At 59.8% G+C, this 11,466-nt stretch carries 10 protein-coding genes; 9 read left to right on the top strand and 1 reads right to left on the bottom strand.

Annotation, left to right across the window (positions count from 1 at the left end):
• Positions 1–298 precede the first annotated feature (298 nt).
• The 9 genes from J5W70_RS02310 (at position 299) to J5W70_RS02350 (ending at position 10,152) form a co-directional block, all read left to right on the top strand.
• The gene (locus tag J5W70_RS02310; RefSeq protein WP_022396526.1) at positions 299–1,978 is read left to right on the top strand and encodes a glutamine--tRNA ligase/YqeY domain fusion protein; all 1,680 of its coding nucleotides are present in this window, start codon (positions 299–301) and stop codon (positions 1,976–1,978) included.
• A gap of 23 nt (positions 1,979–2,001) precedes the next feature.
• A complete protein-coding gene (locus J5W70_RS02315; RefSeq protein WP_022396525.1) occupies positions 2,002–3,204 on the top strand; it encodes a bifunctional 3,4-dihydroxy-2-butanone-4-phosphate synthase/GTP cyclohydrolase II in 1,203 nt (400 codons plus the stop codon).
• A gap of 24 nt (positions 3,205–3,228) precedes the next feature.
• Positions 3,229–3,717, top strand: a complete 489-nt coding sequence (gene ribH / locus J5W70_RS02320) for a 6,7-dimethyl-8-ribityllumazine synthase (protein ID WP_022396524.1) — start codon at positions 3,229–3,231, stop codon at positions 3,715–3,717.
• A 31-nt stretch (positions 3,718–3,748) separates the two neighbouring features.
• On the top strand, positions 3,749–4,642 hold the full coding sequence (gene nusB / locus J5W70_RS02325; RefSeq protein ID WP_022396523.1) for a transcription antitermination factor NusB: 894 nt from the start codon (positions 3,749–3,751) through the stop codon (positions 4,640–4,642).
• Positions 4,643–4,657: 15 nt separating this feature from the next.
• Positions 4,658–5,506 (top strand): signal recognition particle-docking protein FtsY, encoded by an 849-nt coding sequence (gene ftsY / locus J5W70_RS02330; RefSeq protein WP_022396522.1) that lies wholly within the window; start codon positions 4,658–4,660, stop codon positions 5,504–5,506.
• A 17-nt stretch (positions 5,507–5,523) separates the two neighbouring features.
• Complete coding sequence (rlmN, locus tag J5W70_RS02335) at positions 5,524–6,603, top strand: dual-specificity RNA methyltransferase RlmN (protein ID WP_022396521.1); 1,080 nt, start codon at positions 5,524–5,526, stop codon at positions 6,601–6,603.
• Between the two features lie 101 nt (positions 6,604–6,704).
• Entirely contained in the window at positions 6,705–8,159 is a 1,455-nt protein-coding gene (gene dnaB, locus J5W70_RS02340) for a replicative DNA helicase (protein ID WP_022396520.1), read from the top strand.
• Positions 8,160–8,550: 391 nt separating this feature from the next.
• Entirely contained in the window at positions 8,551–9,378 is an 828-nt protein-coding gene (locus tag J5W70_RS02345) for a PEP-CTERM sorting domain-containing protein (protein ID WP_022396518.1), read from the top strand.
• Between the two features lie 153 nt (positions 9,379–9,531).
• On the top strand, positions 9,532–10,152 hold the full coding sequence (locus tag J5W70_RS02350) for a methyltransferase family protein (RefSeq protein WP_022396517.1): 621 nt from the start codon (positions 9,532–9,534) through the stop codon (positions 10,150–10,152).
• Here the strand turns inward: J5W70_RS02350 and J5W70_RS02355 are convergent.
• Entirely contained in the window at positions 10,142–11,386 is a 1,245-nt protein-coding gene (locus J5W70_RS02355; protein WP_215832901.1) for a competence/damage-inducible protein A, read from the bottom strand. The two genes, J5W70_RS02350 and J5W70_RS02355, sit on opposite strands and share 11 nt — an antisense overlap.
• Positions 11,387–11,466: the final 80 nt, after the last annotated feature.

Here is an 11,466-nt window from a genome sequence, read left to right on the forward strand (position 1 = left end):
TTTAGCCTAGGTATCTTACATTTAAAATATTCTATAACAGACAACCATTCCTCAAAACCTTGAAAACAAGACGAAGCGGCCGACAACATTTTTTCCTAGTAAAAGACTGGGGATTTTTTAGCCAACCTTCATCAGAAATCCACATTCCCAAACATTCCTATATATAAATTATTTAAATTTTATAACCGGGGCCTTCCGGGAAAAGATAAAAAACTCTCTTTATCCGCCGTATTCCTCCCCATGTCATTCCGAGTGAACACGCTTGCAGAGAAGGAAATTTGGTAGTAGAATTTTCGCCATGTCATTGCAGCCTGCCGAACGCCGAGATTTCATCCGCGATATGATTTCTGATGACCTTGCCTCCGGCAAGCATCAGGCACCGGTAACCCGCTTTCCTCCGGAACCCAATGGTTACCTCCATATCGGACATGCCAAATCCATCTGCCTCAATTTCGGTATCGCCCAGGAATTTCCGGGCGCGCGCTGCCACCTGCGCTTTGACGACACCAACCCCAGCAAGGAAGACCAGGAATATGTGGACAGCATCCAGGAAGACATCCGCTGGCTGGGCTTCGACTGGGGGGACAATCTCTTTTTTGCCAGCAACATGTTCGATTTCTTTTACGAATGCGCCGTCGCCCTCATCAACAAGGGACTGGCCTACGTGGACGAACAGACGGTGGAGGAAATACGCGCCCAGCGCGGCAACGTGAACGTGCCCGGCCAGGAATCCCCCTACCGGAACCGTTCCATGGAAGAAAACCTGGCACGCTTTCAGGCCATGAAAAACGGGGAAATCCCGGAAGGAAAAGCCATTCTGCGCGCCAAAATAGACATGGCCTCCAGCAACATGAACATGCGGGACCCCGTGCTGTACCGCATCATGTTCGCGGAACACCACAACACGGGCGGCACATGGTGCATCTATCCCATGTACGACTTCGCCCACCCGCTGGAGGATGCCTACGAGCACATCACCCACTCCCTCTGCACGCTGGAATTTGAAAACCACCGTCCCCTGTACGACTGGGTGATTGAAAACTGCCCCGTGCCGGCACGCCCGCGCCAGACGGAATTCGCCCGCCTCAACCTCACCTACACCGTCATGAGCAAGCGCAAGCTGCTCCAGCTGGTGCAGGAAGGGCACGTCAGCGGCTGGGACGATCCCCGGATGCCCACCGTCTCCGGCATGCGCCGCCGCGGCTACACGCCCGCCGCCATCCGCAACTTCTGCCAGACCATAGGCATCACCAAATTCAACGGCTTCACGGACGTGGCCCTGCTGGAATACAGCGTAAGGGAAGACCTGAACGCCAACGCTCCGCGCCGCATGGCCGTGCTCAATCCCCTCAAGGTAACCATCACTACTCTGCCGGAAGGCTCGGAGGAAATGGCGGAAGTGCTGAACAATCCGGAAAAACCGGAGGAAGGAACCCGCCGTCTTCCCATCACCCGGGAAGTCTGGATTGAACGGGACGACTTCATGCTGGACCCGCCCAAGAAATACTTCCGACTGGCTCCCGGCCGCACAGTGCGCCTCCGCGGCGGCTACTGCATCACCTGTACGGACTACCGGCAGGATGCGGACGGAAACATCACGGAAATCTTCTGCGAGCATATCCCCGGCACCATCGGCTCCAACCCTCCGGAAGGAATCCAGTGCCGGGCGGCCATCCACTGGGTAAGCACCAGGGACGCCGTGGACGGTGAAATCCGCATCTACGACCGCCTCTTCACGGAAGAAAACCCGGATGCCGCGGAAGAAGGTTTCCTCTCCGTCATGAATCCCGGCTCCCTGACCGTCATCACGAACGCCAAGCTGGAACCATCCCTGGCTGAAGCGGAACCTGAATTCCGCTGCCAGTTTGAACGCCTCGGCTACTTTGTGGCGGACCGCAGGGACCATGTACCGGGCAAGCGCGCCGTCTTCAACCGCACCGTGGCCCTTAAGGACTCCTGGGCCAAAAAGCAAAAATAACCTCCTCTCCTTTCACCCCCTTTATGGACAACCAACTTCAATTCTGCACCGTTGACGAAGCCGTGGAAGAAATACGGCAGGGACGGATGATCATCGTTACGGACGACCCCGGTCGTGAAAACGAGGCTGACCTTATCATTGCCGCCGAATTCGCTACGACGGAAGCCATCAACTTCATGGTCACCCACGCCAGGGGCCTCGTCTGCGCCCCGCTTTCCCCGGAACGGGCGGACGCCCTCCAGCTCCCGCTCATGACCTCCGTCAACCGGGAAAACATGTCCACCGCCTTCACCGTCTCTGTGGATGCGGCCCATGACATCACCACGGGCATCAGCGCCGCGGAACGCGCCCTGACCATCCGCACGCTGGCGGACCCCAAGGCCACCGTCAATGACTTTGTGCAGCCAGGCCATACCTTCCCTCTCCGAGCCGTTCCCGGCGGGGTGCTGCGCCGCGCCGGCCATACGGAAGCCACCATCGACCTCGTGCGCATGGCGGCCCTCCAGCCTGCCGGCGTCTGCTGTGAAATCATGAAGGAAGACGGCACCATGGCCCGCACCGGCGACCTGGGCGGCTTCCAGAAAAAACATGGCCTGAAAGCCTGCACCGTGGCCCAGCTTATCGAATACCGCCGGGCCAAGGAAAAGCAGATACGCCTGGTGGAAACCGTCAAGATGCCCACGGACTACGGCGACTTCATTTGCCACCTCTATGAATCCCATCTGGACGGAGCCCTTCACCTGGCCCTGGTGCACGGGGAAATCTCCCCGGACAAGCCCACGCTGGTGCGCGTGCACAGCGAATGCCTTACGGGGGACGTCTTCGGCTCCCGCCGGTGCGACTGCGGCAGCCAGCTCCACACCGCCATGCGCCGCATTGCGCAGGAAGGCGGCGTGCTCCTCTACCTGCGCCAGGAAGGCCGCGGCATCGGCCTGGCGGCAAAACTCAAGGCCTACAAGCTCCAGGAACAGGGGCTGGACACTGTGGAAGCCAACCTCAAGCTCGGCTACCCGGACGACCTTCGCGACTACGGCATCGGCGCCCAGATTCTGCATGACCTGGGAGCGGACCAATTGCGCCTGCTCACCAACAACCCCCGGAAAATCGTGGGGCTGGAAGGCTTCGGCATTAAAATCACGGAACAGGTTCCCCTCGTCATCCCCCCCAACGAACAAAACAGCAAATACCTGGCTACCAAAAAATGCAAGCTGGGCCACATCCTGTAAACTCCCACTCCATCCCATCCCTCCATGTCCACGGAACTTCCACGCCGCCAGCGCGCCACGGGCACGCGCGCCAAAATCTGCATCGTCGCCTCGGAATACAATGAGCAATACACCCAGGCCCTGGTAGACAACTGCTCGGAAGAACTGGAAGCCGTGCTCCCCGCAGTCCGGCTGGAAATCATCCGCGTACCGGGAGCCTTTGAAATCCCGGTCACCATCAAATCCGTCCTCTCCCGCTCTCCGGAAAAACGCCCGGACGCCGTGGTGGCCCTGGGAGTCATCCTGCGCGGCAGCACGGACCACGCGGACCTCATCGGGTCCACCATCACGCAGGCCCTGATGCGGCTCGCGCTGGAATTCACCACGCCCGTCATTCATGAAGTCCTGCTCCTGAACGATGAAAAGCAGGCCTTTGCCCGCTGCATCGCCTCCCAGCTCAACCGCGGCCGGGAAGCGGCCCGCACCGCAGCCCGCATGGCGGAACTCTTCCTCAACTCCCTCTCCCGGCAATAAGGCACATCCTCCCTCTCTCTTCTCTACCGCCATGCTCTCACGCAACCAAATCAGACAAGCAGCCCTCCAATACCTCTACGCCACCTCCCAGACTCCGGAAGAGGAGCAGGAACAGGACGAAGGCATCTGGGACATCCTGATGGAACCCTTCCGCGGGGACTACTGCAAGCTCAGGGCCAAGGCCGTCTCCGGCCACCTGACCCGGGACTATCCGGACAAGCTGCGCCTCTTCGTCACCCGTGCGCAGGAAACGGCGGACAAGCTTCAGCACGACCCCCTCACCCTGCCCGTCCGCGACCTGCTCCAGGACCTGCTGGTCAAGGAAGGGGAATTCAACGCCTCCCTGCTCCAACTGAAAAAAACCCTGTACGAAGACCCCTCCAATGACAAAGGCGCGCTTTCCGCCGCCTGTGACGCCGCGCAGGAACTCAACACCACCCTGATGCAGATGCGCCGCCGCCTGCTGGATGCCCTCAAGGACTTCCCTGCCTACAACGGCATCTGGGCTCCCCTTGTTTCCTCCTGCAACAAGCTCCAGGAAATCAACGACCGCATCAACTGCCTCATCCACCCGGACGGCCGCCCCTCCCTGGCGGAAATGAAAAAAGTGGTGGAAGCCGGAAAGGATGCGGATGAACTCTACCGTGAAGCCAAAGCCCTGGGGGAAGACATTCTGCGCCGCCGGGACGAACTGGACGCCGCCATCAACGGCACCCTGGAAAACTACTCTCCGGAACGCGTCAGCGCCATTGACCGCGCCATCCTGCGCCTGGGCGCCTACGAACTCCTTCACCGCAAAGACCTGGCCGCCCCCATCGTCATCTCGGAAGCCATCCGCCTGGCGGAACGCTTCTCCTCCGCGGAATCCCCCCGCTTCGTCAACGGCGTGCTGGCCGGCATCTCAAAAACGGAACGCCCGGCGTAACCACTACCCTGTACCATGGCTGGATTCTTTAAAAAACTCTTCACCAAATTCTCCCGCGGTTCCCGGATAGACTGGGATGAACTGGAAGCGGACCTGGTTACTGCGGACATCGGCATCCGGCGCGCCATGAACATTGCGGACCAACTGAGGGAAAGCAAGGGACTGGATGCGGAAAACCTGGTGGAAGCCACCCGTGAAGTCCTCCGCCAGGCCTTTCCTGCTACCGCTCCGTCCCTGCCCGCTCCTCCGGAGGGAAAGCCGCTGGTCATTCTGGTCGTAGGCGTCAACGGCACGGGAAAAACCACCTCCGCCGCCAAACTGGGCCACCTGCTGCAAAAACAGGGATCCCGCGTTCTCCTGGCCGCGGCGGACACCTTCCGTGCCGCCGCCGTGGAACAGCTCCAGAGCTGGGCGGACAAGCTGGGAATTCCCATCTACAAGGGAGCGCCCAACCAGGACCCGGCCTCCGTTTGCTATGAGGCTCACACTCAGGCCATCCGGGAAGGCTTCCAATACCTTATCTGCGATACCGCGGGGCGCCTGCACACGCGCCATAACCTTATGGAGGAACTCTCCAAAATCCGCCGCACCCTCGCCAAGCAGGATGCAGCGGCCCCCCACCGCACCCTGCTGGTGGTGGACGCCACCACGGGCGCGAACGCCCTGGCCCAGGCCAGGGAATTCCACAAGGCCACTCCCCTGGATTCCGTCATCATCACCAAGATGGACGGCTCCGGAAAAGGCGGCGTGGCCGTAGCCATCATGGATGAAATGCACATCTCCCCTGCCTTTCTGGGAACCGGGGAAGGAGCTGAAGACTTTGAACCCTTCAACCGGGACCGCTACGTGGATTCCCTGCTGTAACGGGTCCGTTCAACCCTATGCCCTCTCTTCCCCTCATTACCGCCCAGACGGAGGAAAAGCTGCTCGCCTTCCTGACGGAACGCGGCCACACCAAATTCCGTGCCCAGCAGGTCCTGGACTGGGTATGGCGCAAACGCGTCACCTCCTTTGACGCGATGACCAACCTTCCCCCGGCGCTCAGAAACCTGCTGTCGGAAAACTTCCGTTTCCACACACCGGAAATCGTGGAAGTCCACGGCTCTGCGGACACCACACGGAAATTCCTGACCAGAATGGAAGACGGCAGTCTGGTAGAATCCGTCATCATCCCCGCCGCCACTGCGGAAAACGGGGAACAGGCGGACCGCATCACCCTCTGCGTTTCCTCCCAGGTGGGCTGCGCCTTCGGCTGCAAATTCTGCGCCTCCGGCCTGCTGGGCCTCAAACGCAACCTCACGACCGGGGAAATCATCGGGCAAATCCTCTCTGCGGAAACCATCGCCGGAAAACGGGTCAACAACCTCGTCTTCATGGGCATGGGGGAACCGCTCTCCAACTTCGACAACCTGGAGGACGCCCTGGAAATCATCACCTCCCACCGCGGGCTGGAAATAGGCGCGCGCCACATCACCATCTCCACGTCAGGCTTCGTTCCCGGCCTGAAAAAACTGGCCGCCTATCCCAGGCAAATCCGTCTGGCCGTCTCCCTGCACGGAGCCACGGACGAGGTGCGCGACCAGATCATGCCGGTCAACAAAAAATGGCCCCTCTCCCAGCTCATTCCCGCGTTGGAGGAATGGGGGAAGGACAGGAACCAGATGCCCACGCTGGAATACATCCTCATCCGGGACGTGAACGACTCCCTGAACGACGCATCCCATCTCGTCCGGATCGCCAAGCGCCTGCACGCCAAGGTCAACCTCATTCCATACAACACTGTGGAGGGGCTCCCATGGGAACGCCCTGCGGAGAGCCGCTGCCGCGCCTTCCGGGATGCCGTCCACAAGGCGCGCATCCCCGTTACCATGCGGTATGAAAAAGGCCATGACATCAACGCCGCCTGCGGCCAGTTGAGACTGAGGAAGGAACGGGAAAACAACGGTGGAACGTCCCTCTGACGGAAGGAGGCTTTTCTGAATTTACGACGTTGCCTATTGCCCGCCGCCCTTCGTTGTGCTATTCCTTTCCAGCCGGATGCCACCCATCCCGCCGCCGCATCATGGAAACTACGGAAACCATCACCGCCGCCTCCCCGCTGGAACTGACCAAGGCCCCCCGCAAAGCCCCGGCCCTGGACCTCAGGGACATTCCGCAGGCTCCTGGCCCGGAAAAAGGCGTGCTGGCCCTCATGGCCATGGACCCCGCCACTTACGTGGGCCAGTGCGTGACCATCGGCATGACGGAGGACTACTTCTACCTGCCCGCGCATAAACTGCTCTGGCGCCTCTTCCAGACCCGTTACAATAAAAACGAGCCCATCGACATCGTTTCCATCACCCAGGCCCTGGAAGACATGCACCAATTGGAAGCGGTGGGCGGAAGCGCGGGCCTGGCGGAAATCTACACCTTCACCACCACCGGAGCCTACTTTGAGCACTACCTCAACGTCCTGAAGGACAAATTCATTCTCCGCTCCATCATTGACATCGCCACCCGGTCCACCACCCAGGCCTTTGACAATCCGGACGACGTGGCGGAACTGCTGGACTCCGTGGAAACCCACATCTTCCAGATACGGGAACGCTACAACAGCGCCAAGGACGAACAAAGCCTGGCAAGCATCCTCAAGCAGGCTGTCACCAACTTTGAAAAATTCATTGCCAGCAAGGGACAGATCCAGGGGCTGACCACGGGTTTTGAAGAACTGGACAAAAAAAGCAACGGCCTCAAGCCTGGGGACATGTTCATCATCGCCGCCCGTCCCTCCATGGGTAAAACCTCCTTCCTGCTCAACATCGTCGAGCACATTGCGCTGAATGAAAAAAAGCCCACTCTGCTCTTCTCCTGTGAAATGCCCGCGGTCCAGATCGTGGAACGCCTTCTCTTCGCCCGCTCCGGGGTCCGCAGCCGGGAAATCATCAAGAGGGGCAACCTCACCCAGCTTGAAATGAAGCACTTCAAGCAGGCGGTCAAGGAAGTGGGGGCCTCCCAGCTTGTCATTGACGACACGGCTGCCATCTCCATCAACGAACTCCGGGCCAAGGCGCGCCGCGTCATGCGGGACCAGGGCGGCCTGGCCGCCATCGGCGTGGACTACCTCCAGCTCATGCGCTCCCACTCCAAGCAGGCCGCCAACAGCCGCGAACGAGAAGTGGCGGAAATCTCCGCCGGCCTCAAGGCCCTGGCGAAGGAACTCAAAGTGCCCGTCATCGTCCTGGCCCAGCTCAACCGCGGACCGGAAAGCCGTACGGGCGCCAGCCTGGGCGTGCCCCGCATCTCCGACCTGCGTGAATCCGGCTCCATCGAACAGGATGCCGACATGATCGGGCTGCTCTACCGCTCCGCCTACTATGCGGAAGATGAGGAAAAACGCCAGCAGATGGCCGGACGGGCCAACCTGCACCTGGCTAAAAACCGCAACGGCCCCACCGGGGACGTGCCGCTCCACTTTGAAGCGGAACTCATGCGCTTCTCCACCCGTGAAGCGGATGAACACGACCAGGAAAACGAATAAAATCCCTTCCGAGCTTCAAATTTCTGCGGATTTACAATCCGTCACGGTCTGAAACCGGAGAAATGTCCATCTCCTTACAGGGAGTACCGCATACCTTGCGGCAATTGAAATACGTGTGCCCGTCAGGACGTACCGGCTTCCAGGAAAGAGAGTTCGCTAACGCTCCCTTTCAAATTCAAATGCCGCAGAAGCCTGCGGCATTCCTCGCCCCAGTCCGACAGCTCCCGACGGGTCCCCATCTCATATAAACAGCTCCTCATAGGCGGAGGGGCGTCATCGCAAGTTCTTTTCCCTTAGAATCACAGCTTGACTCCGGATTGTAAATCCGGTAGCCTCATTGCAGCGCCAGCGTCTCTTCTGGGCTTACTTATCAAGTCATTTCTGTTTTAATATGAAAAAAACCTTATCTATCGCCGCCATGCTCTGCGGATTGTGCGTTTGCGCCAATGCCGCCAGCATGGTCACGGAATGGACCGGTGGGGCCGGCCCTACGGAAGGCAACACCTATGAACTGGGCAACGCGGGCAACTGGAGCAACGGCATCCCCAGCCGCGGCAACGGCCAGGGCCCGGATGTCATCTTCAACAATGCCGGAACCGTCAACGTCAACGGCGCCATGGTGGACACCTCCGACGGCGGCGGCATCACCGTTACGGGCAACAGCAACGTTACCGTCGGCGGCACCCGCTATACGGGGAATGTAACGGTCGGCTCCGGTTCCACCCTCAACCTCGGGCAAGTGGACTTCAAAAGCAGTGACATCACCCTTGACGGAACCCTCAACCTCACCGTCTGCGGCATTGATCCCGGCGGCAATGGCGCACGGCTTGTCTTCGGTATTGGAGGCATCATGAACGTCAACCAGAAAATCTGGGGCGCGTCCAGCTTCTCCGTCTCCGGACTGCTGGCCACCACATCCACGGACCTGACTGTGGGAGAATTCCAGTTCGTTACCCGCACGCTGGTCACCTCCGCCGGTTTTGATGGCGGTTCCATCTCCCTGGGGGACTTTACCGCTGAAGACGGCAGCGCGCTGACCAAGGCCTCCGGCCTCATGGAAGGAAATGCAGCGGACTATCAGGACCAATACTACCTCTACACGGAAAACGGAGACGTCAAGGTGCAATACGTAGTAGCGGGCGCCGTGCCGGAACCCGCCACGGCTACCCTCAGCCTGCTGGGGCTGGCAACTCTGATGCTGCGCCGCAGGCGCGCCTGATTTCCGGAATCCCATTTTTTCTTCAAGAGGCTGTACGCTAATGCGTACAGCCTCTTTTGCATTCACCGGGCGGGTGACGGAAACGTCACGGAAAACATCTTCACGCCATTGCCGGAGGCCGTAACATCTTTTCATTATCCTTTATTCAGCATTATGCAAGCCCACGCAAAATCACTCAACGAGCGCTTCCGCACACTCATCTCACTCCTCTTCGGCCTGGCTATCGGCTGCGCCCTGCTCTTTGGGGAATCCCGGTGGGAAATGTCCCCGCTCATAGAAGAAAGCCTCATGCTCCTGGCCTGTTTCATGGCCGGCATAGGCGCCTTCGGGCGCATCTGGTGCTCCCTCTACATTGCTGGTTATAAAAACAACGTCCTTGTCATTGCAGGGCCGTACTCCATGTGCCGCAACCCGCTTTACTTTTTCAGCTTCATCGGCGGCATAGGCGTAGCGTGCGCCACGGAAACCTTCACGGTCCCCCTGCTGACGGCATTGGCCTTCGGCATTTACTACCCGTCCGTCATCAGGAAGGAACAGGAACGGCTCATCTCACTCTTCGGAGACGCCTACCGGAACTACTGCCGGAGCGTCCCCTCCTTCATTCCCTCCCTATCGCGGCTGAAGCCGCCGCCCGCAACCTACTCCGTTAATCCTGCCACCTTCACGCACAACATCGTGGACGCTCTGTGGTTCATCTGGTTCATCGGCATCTTTGAATTCATCAGCGGGCTACATGAAGCCGGAGTGCTCCCCGTGTGGTTCCTCATTCCGTAACCTGCTCCCTTCTTCTGGCGTCCAGAAGCCCCGCCAGGGCCTTCTGGGAAACCATCTGCCGGAAAGACCCTCGGTCCCGCGGATAAAGCATCATCTCCGTCCGCGTCTCTCCCCCCCGGAAAGCCCAGGCGAGCCATACGGTACCCACAGGTTTTTCCGGCGAGCCGCCTCCCGGCCCCGCAATGCCGCTGACGGCAACCGCCACATCGGCACCGGAACGGTCCAGGGCCCCCTCCGCCATCGCTTTCACCACGGGTTCGCTTACCGCTCCGTGAAGCTTCAGGATATCCTCCGGCACCCCCAGCATCTTCGTCTTTGCCCGGTCAGCGTAAGTCACCCAGCCGAACTCAAAAACGCCGGAGGAACCCGGCACATCCGTAATCCTCTTGGCAATCAGGCCGCCGGTGCAGCTTTCCGCCGTCGCCACCTTCAACCCCTGTTCCGCCAGATGGAGCACCACCGCCTTCTCCAGGGATACTCCCGCGGGAGTCAGCACATACGCTCCTGCCAGGATGCGCAGGCGCGCCTCCCCCTGTTTCAGCGCCACTTCACTGCCCACCAGGCGCACATCCACCTCTCCGATGCGCGCGCAATACGCCACCTCCAGTCCCTCCACCTGGTGCAGGGAATCATCCACCAGCTCCTGAAGGTCGCTCTCCCCGATTCCTACCAGCCGGAAAACGCGCAGATGCGGAATATCCTCATCCGCCAGATCTTCCAGAAGCGGCATCACTGACTGCTCCACCATCGGTTTCAACTCCGACGGAGGTCCGGGCAGCAGGATAAACATGGGAAGGGAACCGCTGGCAGGCATCACCAGGCCGGGCGCCGTGCCGTTGGAATTCTCCAGCACCGCGGCGCCGTCCGGAACCATGGCCTGTTTGAAATTGCATTCCGCAATGGAAATCCCCCTGCGTTCAAAATAGCTCTTCAACCTCTCCGCCACCTGCTCGTCACGGTGCATGTCCACGCCGCACACGTCGCACAGGGCTTCTCTGGTCACATCGTCGCTCGTCGGTCCCAGGCCTCCGCTCACAATCACGATATCCGCCCGCCGGGCGCTCTCCCTCATGGCCTCGTTAATGGCATAGCCGTCGGGAACCACGGTCTCCCTCTCCACACGGAATCCGGCCTCAAACAGCCTGTTGCCCAGCCACGCGGCATTCGTATTCACAATGCTCCCCAGTAAAATTTCCGTCCCGGTGTTGATCAATTCAACCCTGATCTGCTTCATGCCGCCAGTATGCTCCCGCATCCGCTCCGTGACATGCAACAATCCTGCCATGTACCACAAAAAACTTCATTTGAACGTCC

This window comes from Akkermansia massiliensis (genome assembly GCF_018847375.1).
Lineage (GTDB): Bacteria > Verrucomicrobiota > Verrucomicrobiia > Verrucomicrobiales > Akkermansiaceae > Akkermansia > Akkermansia massiliensis.